Raw genomic sequence first — 18,794 nt, forward strand, 5'->3', positions numbered from 1 at the left:
GCGTTTTTCTCGTTTCCGCGTGAGTGTGGGCCATGAACGAGTCAGCGGAGACGACCGGAGACGAGACCGGAGACGAAGCGACCTTCGAGCGGGCGCTCGGGGCCGCGTGGCACGACGACCGGGCCTGGGAACTGCTCACGGAACTCACGCAGCTCGGGAGCCGAATGGGCGGCTCTCCCGGCGAGCGTCGGGGCGCCGAGTTCGTCCGCGAGGCGTTTCTCGAGGCCGGCGTCCGGGATCCGACCATCGAGGAGTTTCCGATGAACTACTGGGAGCGCGGCACGACCGAGTTCGCCGTCACCGAACCCGTCGAACGCTCCTTCGAAGCGATCGCCTTGCCCTACAGCGCGGCGGGCGACGTCGAGGGGCCGCTGGTCGACGTCGGCTACGGCACTCCCCAAGAGATCGAGGACGCGGGGGAAGCGGTGCGGGGCGCGATCGTCGTCGCGAGCACCACGACCCCGCCCGGCCAGCGGTTCGTCCACCGGATGGAGAAGTTCGGCCACGCCGCCGCGGCGGGCGCGGAGGCGTTCGTCTTCGCCAATCACGTCCCCGGCCAGCTCCCCCCGACCGGCTCGCTGAAGTTCGACGGTGAGGCGGCGATGCCCGGCGTCGGCGTCAGCGCCGAAACGCACGACTGGCTCGCCGAGTACGCCGAAGCCGGCGGGCGCGCCCGCCTGCGCGTCGACGCGACGACGGAGGCGGGCTCGAGCCAGAACGTCGTCGGCGCGCTCGGCCCCGACACCGACGAGGAGATCGTCGTGCTCGCCCACTACGACGGCCACGACATCGCGGAGGGTGCGCTGGACAACGGCTGCGGAATCGCGACGATCACCGCCGCGGCGGCGGTGCTGTCGGAGATCGAGGACGACCTCGAGTGTCGCGTGCGGATCGCCGGTGTCGGCTGCGAGGAGGTCGGGCTGATGGGCGCGGCCGCGCTCGCCGCTGACAGCGACCTCGAGTCCGTCCGGGCCGTGGTCAACGTCGACGGCGCGGGCCGGTTCCGAAACCTGCGGACGTACAGCCACAGCTCGGACGAACTCGAGGCGCTGGCGAGCGAGGTGACCAACGAGTTCGGCCAGCCGGTGGTCCACGAACCCGACCCTCACCCCTTCAGCGACCACTGGCCGTTCCTCCGGGAGGGCGTCCCGTCGCTGCAACTGCACAGCGAACCACCGGCGGGTGGCGAGCGCGGCCGGGGCTGGGGCCACACCGCCGCGGACACCCGCGACAAGGTCGACCCCCGGAACCTCCGCGAACACGCGATGCTCACCGCCCTGCTGGTCCGGGAGCTGAGCGGCCGAGCGGTGGCGCGGATCGACGGCGACGAGTTGCGCGAGGCGTTCTACGAGCAGGACTACGAGCCGGGGATGCGCGCCTCGGAGATCTGGCCCGAACGCTGGGAGTGAACTACCCCGCCCTACTCGCTCACATTCGTTCGCTCCGTGAGGACGGTGCATTCTCGCCTGTTTTCTGGTAAACCGCGGGAACCGGTGTCGAAAACGGTCGCCGATAGAGGGAGCCTCAAACCCGCTATATAAAGGCCCCCTCAAATAAAGGAAGATCACTCACCCGTGTTCGGCTCCTCTGTTCAAATACGAGAGGTCAACCGATCATGTCCACTACTACTCGAAACAGACTCGAAAGCCGGTACGCGGGAATCACGCTCGAAGGACACCCCCACGCGCTGTCGGCGTGGTTCATCGTCGCCCTGCGGTTCGTGATGGGCGGGACGATGCTGTTCGCCGGACTCGGCAAGTTCGCGTTCGTCAGCGGCGAGGCGTTCGACGCCAGCGGCTTCCTCGTCCACGGCGTCGACCCGGCCAGCCCGGTCAGCGGGCTCTACGCCGCGATGGCGGGCAACGCGATGTTGCTCGAGGTCATCAACGTCGTCGTCCCGGTCACGCAGGTGCTGATCGGCGTGGCGCTGATCACCGGCGCGTTCGTTCGGCTGGCCGCTCTCGGCGGCGCGCTCCAGATGTCGGCCTTCTACCTCGGCGGGTGGGAGGGACAGTGGCTCGCGCTGTTCGACTCGACGCTGATCTACGCCGTCGTCTTCCTGGCCATCGCGGCCTTCGGCGCCGGCCGGATCCTCGGCCTCGACCGCTACATCGAACAGATCGACGCGGGCGGGCAGACGCTCGTCGAGCGCTTCCCGAAGCTTCGATACGTTCTGAGCTAACTCCGATTTTTGTATGGAAGCCAGGAAAGTACCCGCGGCTTCGGCTGTGAGCAACTCAATTACTGCGAACTGACCCCGTTGGAGCCCTTCGTCGGTGATAGACTTCAGGAATCGCGCTGAATACAGAGCGCGAACTTACGAGATCCATTCACAAGCGGCGCCGTAGGTCAGTTCCTCTTCTTCAATATACGCTGCTAGACACGCATAATTACAGAACTGCCCCATCCGGTTAGCAGAAGCGTTCGTCCCCTCGTTTACGAATATGGGGTCGTGTCGCTCACCGTCGCTCCCACAGTACGTGCATTCGTTTTCCATGGTCTCTGTTCGTGTGGAAAGCGGTAAGTCGTTGTCTGAAGTCAGCACGCGAGTTCTGTCAGCATGAATACGCACTGCGGCGAAAAACGTCCTTATCGACGTCTCTCGGCCGCAACCGCGGTTCGAACGACTCGAGCGGCCCCGAGCGTCGCGAGAAAACAGCCGACGAGAACGAGGCCGACGAAGAGGACGATGCCGAGTCCGGTCGCCCCCGGTTCGGGGTGCGAGAGCAACGGGTCGGTAAACCGGTAGCCGCCGGCGATCACGAGCACGCCCGCGGCGATCCGGGCCGACGCCCGCCAGTAGGCGCCGTACTCCTCCGGAGACAGTTCCATGCCGACGACTGTGCGGGCGGTCTACAAAAACGCTCTCACCGATCCGCCAGTTCGTCGGCGACGGTTTCGGCGACGACCAGCGAGATTCCCTCCGAGACGTATCGAAAGCCGATGAAGACGCCGAGCAGTCCGACCACGCTACCGAAAACTCCGCCGACGAGGTCGTACTGGCCGTAGAGAAACGCGGCGGCCGCCCACGGAGCCGCGGCCGCGACCGCCCCGCCGGTCATGAGCGCCGCCGCGTCCCAGAACGTGTTCGTCTCGACCATACCGGACGGAGCAAGGGGTTCGCCGAAAACGTTCCGGAACTGATCGGTTCGATACGACCGACTCACCGAACGCCGTCTCGGAGCTGGCCCGCGACTCGAGCGCCAGTCGCCCGCTCGAGCCGCCGCGCCTCGAACACCTCGCGGGCGCTTTCGGCGGCCGTCTCGTCGATGCGGAACGCGAGGTTCGGGTACGCCACGCGAGCCAGGACGAGCGGCTCCGGCGGGGCGGGGGCGACCCCCTCGTGGCCCGGCAGCGGGTCGGGTCCGAGAACGCGGTCGATCTTCGCGAGCGGCTCTGCGCCGGTGCCGACGTCTCGGGCCAGCGAGACGAGGCGGCGGACGAGTTCGCGCGAAAAGCCCGGTGCCGAAACGGTGACGACGAGGTAGTCGCCGTCGCGGCTCGCCTCGAGGCGGGGCTCCCGTTCCGTGTTTCGGTCGTCGGGCGTGAGGTTGTGGAAGTCGTGGAAACCGGAGAGCGCCTCGAGCGCCTCGCGAAAGCGGTCGTCGTCGACGGGATCGGCTCCCGAAGGGCCCGGTGTTGCCCCCGTGGGGGGCGCGTAGAGGTGGTAGACGTACTCCCGACGAACGGCGTGGTGGGTCGCGTGGAAGCCGTCGGGGGTGTCCGCTGCGGCCCAGGCGCGGACGTCGGCGGGGAGTTCGGCGTTCAGCGCTCGAGGGGTGAGCCAGTCGGGTACCTCGAGCCCGATCGTCTGGGCGAGCGCCGACACTCCCGCGTCGGTTCGGCCTGCGGCGGCGTACCCCGCGGGTCGGTGGGCGTCGGGGGCGAGGACCTCGAGCCGTCGAAGGGCGTCGAAAATCGCGTCCTCGACGGTGGAGACGTCCGGCTGGCGCTGGAAGCCGTAGTAGCCGGCCCCGTCGTAGGCGATCCGGAACGCGCGCGGGTGCATCAGTTTCGAGGCAGGGGCGGAGGGGTGTTATACCGTTCGCTGGGCGCCCCTCGCACCCGCCGCGTCTGTACGGCCTGCATACTCCGGGGGTGGGGCCTTCCCCCAGAGCGGCGGACGTGGGTGTATGACGGAGACAACCGAGCGTGAAGCCGACCCCCATGAAACCGTGCGGAACGTGGTGTTCGTCGTCCTCGACACGGCGCGAGCGACGAGCGTATCCGAGCGGACGATGCCGACGCTCGCCGCCCTCGCCGACGAGGGGACGACGTTCGACCGCGCGTTCGCGACCGCACCCTGGACCCTTCCCTCACACGCCTCGATATTCACCGGCACTTACCCCTCCGAACACGGCGCCCACGGCGGTCACACCTACCTCGAGGACTCGCTGCGAACGCTTCCCGAGGCGTTCGACGCGGCGGGGTACGACACCGTCGGCGTCTCGAACAACACCTGGATCACCGAGGAGTTCGGCTTCGACCGCGGGTTCGACGACCTCCGGCGGGGCTGGCAGTACATCCAGTCGGACACCGACATGGGCTCGGTCGTCCGCGGCGAGGACGTCCACGAGAAACTCGAGGCGACGCGGGACCGCCTGTTCGAGGGGAACCCGGTCGTCAACGCCGCCAACGTCCTCTACAGCGAGGTGTTCCAGCCTGCAGGCGACGACGGCGCCGATCGGACGACGAACTGGATGCGCGACTGGCTCGCCTCGCGGTCGCGCGACCGGCCGTTTTTCCTGTTCTGTAACTACATCGAACCCCACGTCGAGTACGACCCGCCGCGGGCGTACGCCGAGCGGTTCCTCCCCGAGGGCGGCAGCTACGAGGAGGCGACCGCGATCCGCCAGGACCCCCGCGCCTACGACGTCGGCGACTACGAGCTCACCGAGCGGGAGTTCGCGCTCCTCCGGGGGCTCTACCAGGCGGAACTGGCCTACGTCGACGACCAGCTCGAGCGGCTGCGGGCCGCCCTCGAGGACACCGGCCACTGGGAGGACACCCTGCTTGTCGTCTGCGGCGATCACGGCGAGCACGTCGGCGAGCACGGGTTCTTCGGCCACCAGTACAACCTGTACGACACTCTCCTGCACGTCCCGCTCGTGTTTCACGGCGGCGCCTTCACCGGCGGCGGCCGCCGGAGCGAGCTGGTCCAGCTGCTCGACCTCCCCGCGACGCTGCTCGAGGCGACCGGGCTCACCGACGCCGAACTGACCGAGCAGGGCCACGGCCGCTCGCTGTACCCGGGATCTCGGTCCGAACCGCGCGACGCGGTGTTCGCCGAGTACGCCGCCCCGCAGCCGTCGATCGACCGACTCGAGGCGCGCTTCGGCGAGGTTCCCGAGCGCGTCCGGGCGTTCGACCGCCGGCTCCGGGCGATCCGGACGGACGAGTACAAGTACGTCGTCGGCGACGACGGCTTCGAGCGCCTCCACCACCTCGTCTCCGACCCGCGAGAGCGCGTCGACGTCTCGAGCGAACGCCCCGAACGGGCGGCCGAACTCGGCGCGCGACTCGAGGGCCAGTTCGACGGGGTCGAGGCGACGACGGCGGCGAGTAGCGTCGCGATGCGCGAGTCGACGAAGGATCGGCTGGCGGACCTGGGCTACCTGTAGTTACCGCGCAGACGGGATCGGGACGGTCTCGACGCCCCGACACTCGATCCGGGTGCCGCCCGCCTCGCTGGTCGTGACCGAACAGTCCCAGTCGTACGCCGCCGCGAGGTGAGCGACGAAGGTGAGCCCGAGCCCGATCCCGTTCGAGTCGGTGGTGTAACCGGCCTCGAACACGTCGCTTCGGTCCGCCTCCGGAATCCCGCGGCCGTCGTCGGCGACGTAGAAGCCGTCCTCGAGGCCGCCGAGACGGACGGAAACCGCGTCGCCGCCGTGTTGGACCGCGTTTCTGAACAGGTTCTCGAGCAGGTAGTGGACGTGGACCGGGTCGGCCCGGATCGTCCGATCGTCGTCGACCGTCAGCGTCGCCCCCTCGGCGGTGACCTCGGCCCACGCGTCGGCGGCCGCGTCCGCCAGGTCGACCGTCTCGCCGTCGATGGCGACGTCACCGCTCCGTGCGGTGATGAGGAGGATGTCGATCATCTCCTCGATCCGCTCGAGCGCCGTCTCGACCTCGCCAGCCGCCCGGTCGTCTCCGTCGACGGCGGACGCCAGATACACCTGGGCGATCGAAAGCGGGTTCCGGAGCTCGTGGGCGAGCATCCGCGAGAGGCTCTCCAGGCGGTCGTTCTGCCGTCCGAGCTGGCGTTTGTGCGCCTCAGCCTCCCGCGCTCGAGTGACGGCTCTGGCCTCGTTGAGTCCGATGGCGAGGCCGGCAACGCCCCCCACGGCGGTCACGAGCGCGGCCGTCCAGAGCGGGTTCTCGTTGGTGACGGCGGGGTTGGCGACGACGAGCCCGAAGACCGCGCTCATCACGACGAGCCCGCCGATACACCAGCCCGCGATCCGCCAGTACGTCTCGGGGTGGAGGTCGGTTCGCGGGAGCCGGTAGCCGCCGTACAGGATCGCGAGTCCGGGGCCGCCGACGAGGACGAAGTCGATGAGCGCCGCGACCAGCGGCTGACCGGTCGCCACGTTGATGAGAACGCGGCCCGCGGCGTAGGCGATGTACAGCTCACCGAGGAGGACGATGACGCGCCTGCCATCGACTCGGGAGTCGGCGAGCGAGGAGATGGACATGGTGCGGTACCGCGTGGTTCCAGACCTCCGCTCTTAGTAATATGGCTGTTTTTATAGAATGCGGCGCGGCTCGTCGGATCGAACCGACGGCTGAGTATCGGCCGTGACCGCTCACTCGAGGGTCTTCGGCACCCACTTCCGGTACGGGTCGTCGGTTCGCTCCATCCACGACACCAGCCGATCTGCCAGCTTCCGGCGCACGCCTTCGTACTCGGGGTGGTCGATCAGGTTGTGTAGCTCTGCGGGGTCCGCCTCGAGGTCGTACAGTTCGTTCACGTCGGGGCCGTTGTAGACGAGCTTGTACTCCGCCGTTCGAACCATCCGCTGAGTGTAGAGGCCGAACTCCTCGCCGTGGTACTGGGCGAACGTCGAGTCGGGCCACGCCTCCGGTAGCTTCCCCTCGAGTAACGGGAGGAGACTCCGGGCGTCGAACTCCTCGGGGATCGGAGCGTCGCCGACCTCGAGGAACGTGGGCGCGAGGTCGTGGAGGTGAACCGGCGCCTCGCAGCGCGTTCCGGGCTCGACGACGCCCGGCCAGCGCACCTGCAGGGGGACGTGGTAGGTCTCCTCGTACATCAGCGGTCCCTTGTTGAACTGGCGGTGACTGCCGGTGAAGTCGCCGTGGTCCGATGCGTGGACGATCATCGTGTCGTCGGCGAGATCGAGTTCATCGACGGCCTCGAGGATCCGGCCGAACTGGTCGTCGATCAGCGAGACGAATCCCCAGTACTTCGCGACGGCTTCGGCCCAGGTGTCCCAGTCGAAGTCGGCGACGCCGCGATAGTGGAGGAACTGCTCGTGAACCGCGGGTTTGCCGTCGTACGTCTCGGCGTAGCTCTCCCAGGGGACGACCTCGCTCGCGTCGTACATCGAGGCGTAGGGTTCGGGAACCACGTAGGGGTGGTGGGGGCCGTAGAAGTCCGCCCGGTGGAAGAACGGCGCGTCGGCGTCGGGGCGCTCGTCGTCGGCGTGGGCCTCGAGGGCGTCGATGGTGCGCTCGGCCAGGAAGTACGCCCGCGTCGCCTCGACGTCGACGGGGGTTTCGGCGGCGACGAGGGTGCCCTCCTCGGGGTCGTTGTGGGTGTAGATCTCGTCGGTGAGAGCCGTCGCCTCGAGCGGTACGCCCAGGTCCGCGCGGTACTCCCGGAACGCCGTGTCGATGTCGTCGTGGTGTCTGTCGCTGCCACCGAGGTACTCGAAGCCGAAGTCCTCGGGGATCTGGTCGCGGCCGACGTGCCACTTGCCGGTGTAGGTGAGGTCGTAGCCGGCGTCGGCGAGCGCGTCGGAGAACGTCGGCAGCTCCGGGGGGAGGTTCGCCCGGATCGCGTCGGCCTCGTGGCAGTTGTTGAGCATTCCGTGGCCGTGCGGGAACCGTCCCGTGAGCAGGGAGGCGCGCGCGCTCGTACAGATGCTGATCGGGGTGTACGCCGCCGTAAATCGCACCCCCTCACTCGAGAGCCGGTCGAACGCCGGCGTCGCCACGGGCGGCCCGTCGGGGGCGGTGCAGTCGTACCGTTCCTGGTCGGTGAGGACGAACAGGACGTTCGGGCGGGCGTCTGCCATCACTCGTCGTACGGCAACCCGTCGGTTAACGTTACGCGTGGCGCTCGCGCCACTCGCCCGGCTCGACGCGCACGCGATCACCGTCGACGACGGTCACGACGTGGTCGTGGATCGGGAACGAGACCGAGCCCGCTCGCGCCTCCGCGGAGCGCCGCGGCGCGAACAGCCCCTCGAGCGCTTCGGGGTCGAGACAGTCGTAGAGCGGTTCGACCTCGAGAGGGTCGCAGCCGGCGGCGGTCGCGACGGCGTCGACGATCACGCAGACGAGCGAGTCGTCCCGGGTCGGGTCGTACCGGGTCTCGTAGCCGTCAGCCGGGTCGTCGGGCAGCCCGCCCTCGAGCGGGTCGTCCGGGCCGGTGTCGGGAGAGAGGTCCGGCGGGTCCCCGCCGTCCTCGAGCGAGGGCGGCCGGGTCGGTGACTCGTCGGTGTCGCGGATGTCGGCCATCAGTGTCCCACCTCGAGTCGGGACTCGACGTCCGCGGTCGTCCCGTGGTCAGATCGACGGAGAGAGGTCGTCATAGAACGTAGTGATGGTAAGGGGGGCGGCGGTCGTGAGGATAGTGCGTCTACATAGAACGGTTTCAAGGCAGTCGTCCGCGGTCGCGGCGCCTCACTCGGACGACGACTCGAGGTCGGCGGCGACCGTGCTCCCGACCAGTCGCGACAGCCCTCGCCGGAGCCGGCGGGAAACCGCGCGCTGACTCACGCCGAACTCCGCGGCGAGGTCGGTCTGGGTCACCCCCTGGGGCTCCTCGAAGTAGCCCCGGTCGTACGCCAGTCGGATCGTCTCGCGCTGGTCGTCGGTCAGCTGGTAGCCGCCGTCGAGCGGCGTCGTGCTGGCCGTGTAGATGCGGTTGAGTTCGACCGGCACCTCGTGTCTGTGACAGTACCGCTGGAACGAGCGGATCTGCTCTCGCTCGCCGAAGCGGAGTTCGAACCGCCAGCCGTCGGTCGTGGCGCGCCCGTTGAGGATCGTCGCGCCGATGCGGGTGATTCCGCGGACGAACCCCTCGACGTCGCTGTTCCATCGCGCCCGATAGAGGTGTTCCTCCGGCGTCTCCGAGATCAGCTCGAGCGACAGGACGGCCTCGCGCTCGAGGAGTCGGCGCTCGAAGGCCTCGAAGTCGGCACACCCCCGAACCCAGAAGAACGGGAGGACACCCTCCTCGGTCGGGACGATCCGCTCGAGGTCGATGCGAACGGAGGGCTCCGCCTCGATCGCCACGCCCAGGGGGAACTCGGCGAGCGGCAGGCGAAAGTCGGCGATCGTCGCCATAGCCGCGCTACACCACCGCCCGCTAAAAAGACCGGGCCGTCCCGCGCCGGCTCACTCGGCGAACTCGTCGTACGTCGGGCGGTCGGCGTCGCCGGGGAACGACGACACCGGCACCTGGACCTGGTCGCCGCTCTCCATCTCCTTTAGCGTGATTTCGTCGTTCCCGAGGTCGCGCTCGCCGACGATCACCGTCGTCTCGGCGTTGATCGAGTCGGCGTACTCGAGCTGGGCGCCGAAGGAGCGACCGGCGACGTCGCTCTCGACGACGTGGCCGCGCTCGCGGAGGTCACGGGCGATCCGCGCCGCCTCGGCGCGGGTGTCGCCCACCGAGAGGACGTAGTAGTCGGTCGACACCGCCTCCTCGGGCCAGACGCCCGCGCGCTGACAGAGCAGCGAGAGGGTGGCGTGGCCGGGCGCGACGCCGACGGCGGGCGTGGGTTGACCGCCGAACTGCTCGATGAGGTCGTCGTAGCGCCCGCCGCCGAAGATCGACCGTGAGACCTCGCCCGCGGAGTCGAAGCACTCGAAGACGATGCCGGTGTAGTAGTCGAGTCCGCGGGCGGTCTCGAGGGAGATCGTACAGTACTCCCGGGCGCCGACGTCCTCGGCGGCCGCGAGCACGTTCTCGAGGTTCTCGACGGCCGCAGTCACCCGCTCCGTGCCGGCGACCGCCTCGACCGCCTCCAGATCGCCGCTGGCGATCAGGTCGTCGAACTCGGCGGCCTGGTCGGGGGAGAGGCCGGCGTCGACCAGCAGGTCGTGGTACTCCGCGGTTTCGAGCTTCTCCGACTTGTCGACGGCGCGGATCGCCGCCTCGGTGTCGACGTCGGCGTCGTAGCTCTCGAGAACACCCCCGAGAAGGTCGCGGTGAGAGATGCGGAACTCGAAGTGCTCCCCCGTGAGCCCGAGGCCCGTGAGCGCGTCGGCCGCCCACGCCAGCACTTCGGCGTCGGCTTCGGGTTCAGAGGAGCCGAAAACGTCGACGTTCGTCTGGTAGAACTCGCGCTGGCGACCCTGCTGGACCTGCTCGTAGCGCCAGAACGGCCGGGTCGAGAACCACTTGATCGGCTTGGCCAGCGCCTGCTGTTTGGCGACGACCATCCGGGCCACCGTCGGCGTCAGTTCGGGGGTGAGCGTGACGTGGCGGCCGCCCCTGTCCTCGAAGGCGTACAGCTCGTCGACGATCTCGTCGCCGCTCTTGTCCGTCCACATCTCTGCGCGTTCGAGCGCCGGCGTTCCGATCTCGCGGAAGCCGTAGCTGCGGGCGGTTTCCTCGAGCGTGTCGATGGTCGCCCGCCTGGCGGCCATCTCGCCGGGGTAGAAGTCTCGAAAGCCCTTGATCCGGTCGTACATGTCCGGTGGTTTGGGCAGCGCGCACTTCTAAGTTCCTGCTCGAGCGCCGTCGACTCGAAAAACCGGACTACCGAACGCCGGTCACGTGGGTCTGCTCGTGGGCGGGGAACCACTGCTCGAGCGCGCGTTCGCCCTCCCGGTCGGCGATGAGCGCGCGGAGTTCGGCCTCGTAGTCGGCGCGGGTGATCTCCTCGCTCGGGCCGACGGTGACGTCGAGGGTGGCGTCGACGAGGCGGTCGACGGCGTTCCGGCCGAACCCCGACAGCGGCGCGATGTAGTCGACGCCGTGGCGGTCCTCCAGGCTCTGGGCCTGGGCGCGCGAGACCGTCGGCACCCGGTCGTCGCGGCGGGTGCCGTCGGCGACGGCGTCGAACCCGTTCGCCGCCACCGTCTCGAGGGCGTGCTGGTGGACGAGCTGGATCCCGTTGCGGGGGAAGCCGTCCTCGCGGATCCGGTCGACGGCCTCTGTGGCGACCCCGGGGTCGAGCTCGAGGCGTTCGAAGTCGAACCCGGTGGTCTCGGCCGTCTCCCGGGCGTGTTCCCAGTCGTCGGTGATCCCGAAGTGTGCGGTGACGAGCGTGACGTCGTAGAACTCACGGAGGAGCAACGCCGCGAGCGTCGAGTCCTTGCCGCCGCTGTAGAGCAGTCCCAGCCGCATCAGCGCCGCTGGATGTCGAAGCTCTTCTTCTCGGGCTGGAGTTCCTTGAGGAGTTTCTTCATCTGGGCGTCGTCGATCTTGCCCTGAATGCGGCCGCTCTGGGCGAGCGCGACGACCTGGCGTTCGACCTGCTCGCCGAACTGCTGTTTGCTCATCTTGACCGTGTTGAGTCGCTTCCTGGCGTCGTCGGTCAGGTACTGCCGGAGGATCGCCTGCTTCTGGGCGTCGGCTTGCTGCTGGGCCGCCTCCTGGGCCTCCTCGTTCTGCTGTTGGCCGGCCTGCTCCTGGAGCTGCTCCATCTTCTGTCGGCGCAGTTCCTCGAGTTCGTCCTCGTCGGGAGTGCCGCTCATACCCCACCGTTGGCCGTACCAGGGGAAAATGATTACGGACGCCGCGTCCGCTCGAGGGCGCGAACTGCCGGTACGGACGCGAACGTCGGAGAAGCCGTCTTACGCGTAGCGCTCGAGTTCCGGGCGGTCGAGGTCTTCGAGGACGTTGCCCGCGGTCTCGTCGAGGAGGCTGCGCCCCTCGGCGGTGATGCGTCGGCCCTCGCCCTCGGCGGTCTCGACGAGGTCCTCCTCCTCGAGTTGCTGGAGGATGGTCCGGATGAGGTTCCGGGAGCCGTCGACGCGCTTGTCGGGGGCGACGCGGTAGCGGGTCGAACCGCGTTTGGCACCGCCGTACTCGGTGGCGAGGCGGCTGACGCCGATCGGACCGTTGTCGGCGACCTTGCGGAGGAGGCTGGCCGCGCGGATCGCCCAGAAGTTCTCCTGTTCGGGTGGCAGCTCGCGGTCGACGCCGCTCTTGGTGAACTGCGCCCACTCGGGTTCCTCGAGTCGCTCCTCGAAGTCGTCGGCGAGCGCCTCGATGAGGGCATCCGCCGGAACGTCGTACATCGTAGCCATTGGCGTTTCGTTCCCTTCGGCGGCATTTAAGGCCATCGTTGTCCGCTCGCGGGCCGTCTCCGCGGCCGTAGCGACGCGGCCGGCTCGCGCCTCGACCGGTTCGTTTTTCGCTCTCGCCTCGAGAGGGACCGTATGGACGAACGCGCCGCGCTGGCGCTGTTAGAGAGCGAGCTCGAGCCGGTCGGCGACGACGCGGCGGTCGTCGACGGACTCGTCCTCACGATCGACATGCTCCACGAGCGGACGGACTTCCCCGCCGGGACGAGCCGCTACACCGCCGGCTGGCGGTCGGTGGGCGCGTCGCTGTCCGACGTCGCGGCGATGGGTGCCGAGGCGACCGCGGCCGTCGCCGCCTACGCCGCCCCCGAGTTCGACGAGGCGGAGCTGCTGGCGTTCGTTCGCGGCGCCCGCGACGTCTGTGAACGCGTCGACGCCCGGTACGTCGGCGGCGACCTCGACGGCCACGAGGAGTTCACCGTGGCCTCGACGGCGGTCGGCCGCGTCGACGAGCCGGTGTACCGCTCTGGCGCCGGCGTCGGCGACCGCGTCTGCGTTACCGGCGCGCTCGGCCGGAGCGCCGCGGCCCTCGAGCTGTTCGAACGCGCCGACGAAACCGGCGACGAACGCGCTCGCGAGCGAGCCAACGACCTGTTTCGGTTCGAGCCTCGCGTGGACGCCGGGCTGGCGCTGGCCCCCTACGCGAGCGCGATGATGGACTCGAGCGACGGCCTCTCGCGGTCGCTCCACCAGCTCGCGGCGGCCAGCGACTGCGGGTTCGCGATCCGGTCGGAGCGGGTGCCCGTCGCCGACTCGCTGACGGAACTGGCCGCCGCCGAACGGGCGCTCGAGCGCGCGCTCACCTTCGGCGAGGACTTCGAACTCGTCTGTACGATCCCCGAGGCGGACCTCGAGGCCGCTCGCGCGGACGCCCCCGTCCCGCTCTCGGTCGTCGGTGAGGTCGTCGCGGCGGGGGTAACGCTCGACGGGACCGCGCTCGAGGACCGAGGGTACACGCACGGGCGGTCCTGAGAGACCGGAACCGTCCGCAGATCGTCTCAGCCGACGATGGCGATCGGGACCGGCATGAAACAGAGGACGCCGAGCGCGAACGTGACGACCCCGAGGAGGAGCCGACCGGGGCCCAGTCGCTCGTCGTCGACGGGTTTTGCGGGGCCGACCGCCGCGATGAGCGTCGCGAACAGTCCCCAGAACACCCAGATGAACACCGAGTTGCCGCTCTCGCCGCTCACGTAGTAGAGGTAGCCGGCGAGGCCGAAGAGGACGCCTGGCACGACGGCGGCGATGGTCTCCTGGAGGTCGCCGACCATCGCCCGGAGGATGTGGCCGCCGTCGAGCTGGCCGACGGGGATCAGGTTGAGGAACGTGATGAACATCCCGACCCAGCCGCCGATGACGACCGGATTGACCGCCGTCGCCGGGTCGTCACGGTACAGCGGCTGGTCGAAGATCGCCGCGAGGAACTCGAGCAGCGGCGGATAGCCGAGGCGAATCTGAACGGCGTTCGGGCTGTCGACGAGACCCGGCGGCGCGGTCACCGGCTGCATGTGGAGGCCGACGACCGTGACGACGACGGTCGCGATCAGCCCCGCGAGCGGGCCCGCGACCCCGATATCGAACAGCGCCTTCCGGTCGGGCATCCGACCTTTCATCTTGATCACCGCGCCCATCGTCCCGATCAGCGTCGGCACCGGGAGGAAGTAGGGTAACGAGGCGTTAACACGGTGATAGCGGCTCATCACGTAGTGGCCCATCTCGTGGACGCCCAGCACGCCGAGGATCGCCACGGTGAACGGCCACGCCGCGACGACGGCGCCGATCGGGTCCTCGAACGGGTTCACGTAGTACCACTGGGCGCCCGCGAACAGCGTCGACGCCACCGTCGCCAGAAACAGGACGACGTTGGTCCAGGGGACGCCGTCGACGCCGACGTCGATCGGCTCGGCGACGAGGACGTACTCGCCCTTTCGTGCCGTGAGCTGTGCCTCGTAGCCGGCTTCGCGGAACGCCGGCCAGAGCTCGCCCATGAGCTGTTCGGGCGGGAGTCGCGGCTCGCCGTAGTACAGCAGCTGCTCGCCGTCGGTTCGCGTCTCGTAGACGGCGAACACCGACTCTATCGTCTCGATCGGAGGGCCCTCGAGCGTTCCGGCGCCGGGCGCGCGACGCGAGCCGAACTCGCGAGCCGACCGGTCCGCGTCGTCCATCACCGGGAATTCGGCGCGGTCCGGTATAAATCGACTGCCGCGGCTCGAGACGTGGGGTCGCTCGTGAAAACGAACGTGCCGGATAGCGTGAGGGGAGCACGCGCCGGCGCGTGTCGACGGGATCCGTGACGTGGAGTTGAGTGGAGTGTCGTCGATGCCGACAGTGTCAGGCGTGTGCGACGCGCCAGGTCGTCGCGCTCGTGTACGACCACTTCTCGATCTCGAGATCGGTCGCCGACTCGGAGAGTTTGACCATGAGCGCGCCGATTTCTTTGGGGGACAATCCGACGTCGTCGGCGATGAACTTCCCTTTGAAGTACAGCTCGCCGTCTTCGGCACTTTCGCGCAGGTAACGCTTGAGGCGGGTTTCTTTGCTTTCCGTGGAGGGTTGGGCTGTCGTGCTCATCGACAGTTACCCGTATCAGCCGGGATATGTTATAAAGGAAGGATGCTTTGGAGTTTTTCGATTGTCTTCAGGAACGCGAGACGTCTCGGACGTTTTATGATGGTTCACCTGACGTTTCACAGGGCACCGAGATCCGCCCAGACGTTTTATAATCGGATCTGCGCCCGTATCTCGAGAAGTGAATTCGGGCATCAGCGTAAGTTGTTCGTCCGAATACACTGTATGATTCAGCTATGACCCTTCTGGAAACATCGGAAATCGAAGTGTCACGACCGGTGGTGAACCCAGAACTCCTCGTCGACCGTCACCTCCTTCTTGAACAGCGGGACCTCGTCCTTCAGGCGGTTGATGCCGTCCTCGACGGTGCGAAACGCCTCCTCGCGGTGTCCGGCCAGGACGACGACGAACACGATGTCCTCGCCGTCGCGCACGACGCCGGTCCGGTGGTGGAGTTCGACCGCGTAGACGCCGTCTCGAGCCTCGAGATCCGCTTTCAGGGCCGCCATCCGCTCGTCGGCGACGCCCTCGTACTTCTCGAACTCGAGGTACTCGGTGCGCGCGTCGTCGTCGGCGTCCTTCGCCCGCACGCGGCCGGTGAACGTCGCGATCGCGCCGGAGCGATCGGCGGCGGGCGAGTCCTTCACCCGGGCGACCAGCGACTCGAGGGTTTCGTAGGGCTCGGTTTCGAGCAGAGCGTCGACGACGGCGTCGTACTCGAACGCCGAGGGAGTGGCGGCGGTCGCGAGAACCGGTCCCGCCGGTTCGTCGGTCTCGACGCGGGTCTGGGCGTCGGGGCCGACCGCGACGACGGGAGCCCGAATCGAGGGCGCGCCGACGACGACGGCGAACGCACAGTCGATCGCGAGGTCCTCGAGGGCGTCGCCGACGGCGTAGCCGGTTCCGCAGGCGGTCCAGTCGCCGTCGACGCCGAGGTCGTAGGTGACGTCACCGCCGGGGGTCACTCCCGCGTTCCGGAGCGCCGCCGTCCCGTCGGCGATCGTCGCGTCGTACCGGACGACGCCGACTCGCCCGCGCGCGGAGAGTCGGTCGACGAGCTGATCGACGGCGCGCTCAAGGCCGTCGTCGTCTGTCCCGCAGTCGAGAACGCCGAGTACGTGCATACTCGAAACGTGGTCGGCTCGAGGTTTGTAGCTATCGCCGCGCCCGCGAACGACCGAATCGGGGTTGGCAACCCTTAAGATTGCAACCCGGTTAGACCGCGGTAGCATGAAAGTGGTCGTCTCTATCGGCGGGAGCGTACTCGTGCCCGAACCGGGCTCACATCGGGTCGAAGCGCACGCCGCCGTCGTCGAAGACCTCGTCTCGGATGGCTGTCGCGTCGGTGCCGTCGTCGGGGGCGGCGGCGTCGCCCGCGAGTACATCGGCGCCGCACGCGACCTCGGCGCGAACGAGATCGAACTCGATCAGATCGGCATCGACGTCACGCGGCTCAACGCCCGCCTGCTCATCGCCGCACTCGGCGAGGACTCGGTGACCGCGCCCGTCCGGGACTACGAAACCGCGGGCGGCGCCCTCCGCCAGGGCGACGTCTGCGTGATGGGCGGCGTCGCGCCCGCCCAGACGACAGACGCCGTCGGCGCGGCCCTCGCGGAGTACGTCAACGCCGACCTGCTCGTCTACGCCACGAGCGTCCCCGGCGTCTACAGCGACGACCCCAACGAGACCGACGACGCGACGAAGTACGACGAGCTCTCGGCGACCGAACTGGTCGACGTCATCGCCGGCCTCGAGATGAACGCCGGCGCCTCCGCGCCCGTCGACCTGCTGGCGGCGAAGATCATCGAGCGCTCGGGAATGCGAACGATCGTCCTCGACGGCACCGATCCCGACCGGATCGCTCGTGCGGTTCGCCACGGCGACCACGAGGGGACGGACGTCGTCCCCGAGGACGTCGGCGAGGAGCCGACCTACTGGGCCAGCGATGAGCACTGACGAATCCGCGGGCGGCGACGAAGCGAACACGGATGCGGACGCCGAGAGCCCGTACACGCTCCAGGCGGAGCGCGAGTCCGGAGGGGACGCACACCACGTCTTCTGGGCGGACGAGGTCGCGGACCGCGTCGAAGCGCGCGACCCCGAGGAACCCATCGTCATCAAAGGCGGCATCTCCCCTTCCGGCGTTCCCCATCTGGGGAACATGAACGAGATCATGCGCGGCTACTACGTCGCCTGTGTGCTGCGCGAACGCGGCCACGAGGTTCGGCAGGTGTTCACCGCCGACGACCGCGACCCGCTTCGCAAGCTTCCGCGCACCCTCTGTGACCTCGAGGGCACCCTCGTCGGCCTGGGCGAGGTCGACGCGGGGGCGCTCGGTCGAAACCTCGGCTCGCCGTACACCGACATTCCCGACCCCTTCGGCTGCTGTGACTCCTACGGCGATCACTTCTCGCAGATCATTCAGGACAGCGCCGACGCCCTCGAGGTGCCGATCGACCTCGTCTCGACCACGGAGCTGTACGAGAGCGGCGAGCTGGACCCGGTGACGCGACACGTCCTCGAGAACCGCGAGACCGCCCGCGAGGTCCTGGCGAACTACCAGGACAAGGTCGACACGGAGTACGTCCCGTTCAACCCCATCTGTGCGGAGTGCGGGAAAGTGACGGAGACGATCACCGGCGTCGACCTGGAGGCCGAAACCGTCGACTACCGCTGTACGGACATGGAGGCCGGCGACCGGACCATCGACGGCTGCGGCCACGAGGGCACCGCCACCTTCCGGGAGGGGAAGATGCCCTGGCGCTTCGAGTGGCCCGGCCAGTGGCAGGTGCTCGGCGTCGATTTCGAGCCGTTCGGAAAGGACCACGCAGAGGGCTCCTGGCCCAGCGGTCAGGACGTCGCCCGCAACGTCCTCGGCATCGAGCCGCCGGTGCCGATGGTCTACGAGTGGTTCACCTTAGACGGCGAGCCGTTTTCCTCCTCGGAAGGAAACGTCATCCTCGTCTCGGAGGTGCTCGAGTTGCTCGAGCCCGAAGTCCTCCGGTACTTCTTCGCGAAGGACCCCGCGAAGGCGCGCGATTTCAGCGTCGAGCGGCTCGATCTGCTGGTCGACGAGTTCGACCGCTTCGAGGCGATCTACTTCGGCGAGGTCGCGGCCAGCCAGGACGAAAAGGCGTTCGCAGAACGCGTCTATCCGTTGGTCGTAGAGGAACCGCGGCAGGACCGCATCCGCCTGCCCTACACCTTCGCCGCGGTGCTGGGGATGACCGACGACCCAGCCCTCCGCGAGGAGATCGCCCGCCGCGAAGGACACGTTCCCGAGGGCGCGCCGGAGTGGGCGATCGAGGCCGCCCTCGAGCGTGTCGAACGCGCCCGCAACTGGGCCCGACGGACCGAAAACGAGTTCGACTACGAACTCAAGCGGACCGAGATCCCCGACCACGAGTTCGACGAGCCCACGGAGGCCGCCCTCGCCGACCTCGCTGCGTTCATCGAAGCGGGCCACGGACCCGAGGAGATTCAGGGCGAAATCTACGAGGCAGCCAAGCGCCACGACGTCGACATCGGCGAGTTCTTCGGGGCGGGCTACCGGCTCTTTTTCGACGAGAGCCAGGGGCCGAAGCTCGGTCCGTTCCTCGCGAAGGTCGACCGCGAGTTCGTCGTCGCTCGGCTGCGACGCGAGCGCTAACGACGGCGGCGGGCGGCGTTTTCGGTGGGGCGCTCGAGCACTCCCAGACAAAAGCCCTTTGAGAACG

The 18,794-nt window shown here is 68.4% G+C and carries 20 protein-coding genes; 6 read left to right on the forward strand and 14 right to left on the reverse strand.

Going from position 1 to position 18,794, the window contains the following annotated elements:
- Window positions 1-32 precede the first annotated feature (32 nt).
- On the forward strand, window positions 33-1,409 hold the full coding sequence (locus NMQ11_RS06260; RefSeq protein WP_255170553.1) for a M28 family metallopeptidase: 1,377 nt from the start codon (window positions 33-35) through the stop codon (window positions 1,407-1,409).
- Between the two features lie 206 nt (window positions 1,410-1,615).
- The gene (locus NMQ11_RS06265) at window positions 1,616-2,182 is read left to right on the forward strand and encodes a DoxX family protein (protein ID WP_255170554.1); all 567 of its coding nucleotides are present in this window, start codon (window positions 1,616-1,618) and stop codon (window positions 2,180-2,182) included.
- A 407-nt stretch (window positions 2,183-2,589) separates the two neighbouring features.
- Here NMQ11_RS06265 and NMQ11_RS06275 read toward each other — a convergent pair whose 3' ends face one another.
- The 3 genes from NMQ11_RS06275 to truA form a co-directional block, all read right to left on the reverse strand.
- On the reverse strand, window positions 2,590-2,832 hold the full coding sequence (locus NMQ11_RS06275) for a hypothetical protein (RefSeq protein ID WP_255170556.1): 243 nt from the start codon (window positions 2,830-2,832) through the stop codon (window positions 2,590-2,592).
- A 35-nt stretch (window positions 2,833-2,867) separates the two neighbouring features.
- Window positions 2,868-3,101 (reverse strand): hypothetical protein, encoded by a 234-nt coding sequence (locus NMQ11_RS06280; protein ID WP_255170557.1) that lies wholly within the window; start codon window positions 3,099-3,101, stop codon window positions 2,868-2,870.
- A 62-nt stretch (window positions 3,102-3,163) separates the two neighbouring features.
- On the reverse strand, window positions 3,164-4,009 hold the full coding sequence (gene truA, locus NMQ11_RS06285; RefSeq protein WP_255170558.1) for a tRNA pseudouridine(38-40) synthase TruA: 846 nt from the start codon (window positions 4,007-4,009) through the stop codon (window positions 3,164-3,166).
- 124 nt (window positions 4,010-4,133) lie between these two features.
- Here truA and NMQ11_RS06290 point away from each other — a divergent pair, with 124 nt between their 5' ends.
- Complete coding sequence (locus NMQ11_RS06290; RefSeq protein ID WP_255170559.1) at window positions 4,134-5,621, forward strand: sulfatase; 1,488 nt, start codon at window positions 4,134-4,136, stop codon at window positions 5,619-5,621.
- On the opposite strand, the gene NMQ11_RS06295 is transcribed toward NMQ11_RS06290, so the two are convergent.
- The 8 genes from NMQ11_RS06295 to NMQ11_RS06330 form a co-directional block, all read right to left on the reverse strand.
- On the reverse strand, window positions 5,622-6,698 hold the full coding sequence (locus NMQ11_RS06295; protein WP_255170560.1) for a sensor histidine kinase: 1,077 nt from the start codon (window positions 6,696-6,698) through the stop codon (window positions 5,622-5,624).
- Between the two features lie 111 nt (window positions 6,699-6,809).
- The gene (locus NMQ11_RS06300; RefSeq protein WP_255170561.1) at window positions 6,810-8,261 is read right to left on the reverse strand and encodes a sulfatase family protein; all 1,452 of its coding nucleotides are present in this window, start codon (window positions 8,259-8,261) and stop codon (window positions 6,810-6,812) included.
- A 31-nt stretch (window positions 8,262-8,292) separates the two neighbouring features.
- On the reverse strand, window positions 8,293-8,706 hold the full coding sequence (locus tag NMQ11_RS06305) for a HalOD1 output domain-containing protein (RefSeq protein ID WP_255170562.1): 414 nt from the start codon (window positions 8,704-8,706) through the stop codon (window positions 8,293-8,295).
- Window positions 8,707-8,871: 165 nt separating this feature from the next.
- Window positions 8,872-9,537 carry a helix-turn-helix domain-containing protein gene (locus NMQ11_RS06310; RefSeq protein WP_255170563.1) on the reverse strand — a complete coding sequence of 222 codons (666 nt, stop codon included), beginning with the start codon at window positions 9,535-9,537 and terminating at the stop codon, window positions 8,872-8,874.
- Between the two features lie 51 nt (window positions 9,538-9,588).
- Window positions 9,589-10,890, reverse strand: coding sequence for a histidine--tRNA ligase (gene hisS / locus NMQ11_RS06315; protein ID WP_255170564.1), 1,302 nt, complete (start codon window positions 10,888-10,890; stop codon window positions 9,589-9,591).
- 67 nt (window positions 10,891-10,957) lie between these two features.
- Window positions 10,958-11,548, reverse strand: coding sequence for a DUF7411 family protein (locus tag NMQ11_RS06320; protein ID WP_255170565.1), 591 nt, complete (start codon window positions 11,546-11,548; stop codon window positions 10,958-10,960).
- Window positions 11,548-11,898 carry a DNA-binding protein gene (locus tag NMQ11_RS06325; RefSeq protein WP_255170566.1) on the reverse strand — a complete coding sequence of 117 codons (351 nt, stop codon included), beginning with the start codon at window positions 11,896-11,898 and terminating at the stop codon, window positions 11,548-11,550. Before NMQ11_RS06325 ends, NMQ11_RS06320 begins: the two co-directional genes overlap by 1 nt.
- Window positions 11,899-11,997: 99 nt before the next feature.
- Complete coding sequence (locus tag NMQ11_RS06330) at window positions 11,998-12,453, reverse strand: 30S ribosomal protein S19e (RefSeq protein ID WP_255170567.1); 456 nt, start codon at window positions 12,451-12,453, stop codon at window positions 11,998-12,000.
- A gap of 132 nt (window positions 12,454-12,585) precedes the next feature.
- Here NMQ11_RS06330 and thiL point away from each other — a divergent pair, with 132 nt between their 5' ends.
- Window positions 12,586-13,482: a thiamine-phosphate kinase gene (gene thiL, locus NMQ11_RS06335; RefSeq protein ID WP_255170568.1), complete on the forward strand. Its 897-nt coding sequence runs from the start codon at window positions 12,586-12,588 to the stop codon at window positions 13,480-13,482.
- A gap of 26 nt (window positions 13,483-13,508) precedes the next feature.
- Here the strand turns inward: thiL and NMQ11_RS06340 are convergent, their stop codons facing one another.
- From NMQ11_RS06340 to NMQ11_RS06350, 3 genes are all read right to left on the reverse strand, one after another.
- Window positions 13,509-14,675 carry a site-2 protease family protein gene (locus tag NMQ11_RS06340; protein ID WP_255170569.1) on the reverse strand — a complete coding sequence of 389 codons (1,167 nt, stop codon included), beginning with the start codon at window positions 14,673-14,675 and terminating at the stop codon, window positions 13,509-13,511.
- Window positions 14,676-14,841: 166 nt separating this feature from the next.
- On the reverse strand, window positions 14,842-15,081 hold the full coding sequence (locus tag NMQ11_RS06345; protein WP_255170570.1) for a DUF7123 family protein: 240 nt from the start codon (window positions 15,079-15,081) through the stop codon (window positions 14,842-14,844).
- A gap of 266 nt (window positions 15,082-15,347) precedes the next feature.
- The gene (locus NMQ11_RS06350) at window positions 15,348-16,202 is read right to left on the reverse strand and encodes a molybdopterin synthase (protein ID WP_255170571.1); all 855 of its coding nucleotides are present in this window, start codon (window positions 16,200-16,202) and stop codon (window positions 15,348-15,350) included.
- 106 nt (window positions 16,203-16,308) lie between these two features.
- On the opposite strand from NMQ11_RS06350, the gene pyrH reads away from it, so the two are divergent.
- Together pyrH and lysS are read left to right on the forward strand one after the other, a co-directional pair.
- Complete coding sequence (pyrH, locus tag NMQ11_RS06355; RefSeq protein ID WP_255170572.1) at window positions 16,309-17,034, forward strand: UMP kinase; 726 nt, start codon at window positions 16,309-16,311, stop codon at window positions 17,032-17,034.
- Window positions 17,024-18,727, forward strand: coding sequence for a lysine--tRNA ligase (gene lysS / locus NMQ11_RS06360; protein ID WP_255170573.1), 1,704 nt, complete (start codon window positions 17,024-17,026; stop codon window positions 18,725-18,727). The genes pyrH and lysS overlap by 11 nt, the downstream gene beginning before the upstream one ends.
- Window positions 18,728-18,794 lie beyond the last annotated feature (67 nt).

The organism is Natrononativus amylolyticus, from assembly GCF_024362525.1.
Classification (GTDB): Archaea; Halobacteriota; Halobacteria; order Halobacteriales; family Natrialbaceae; genus Natrononativus; species Natrononativus amylolyticus.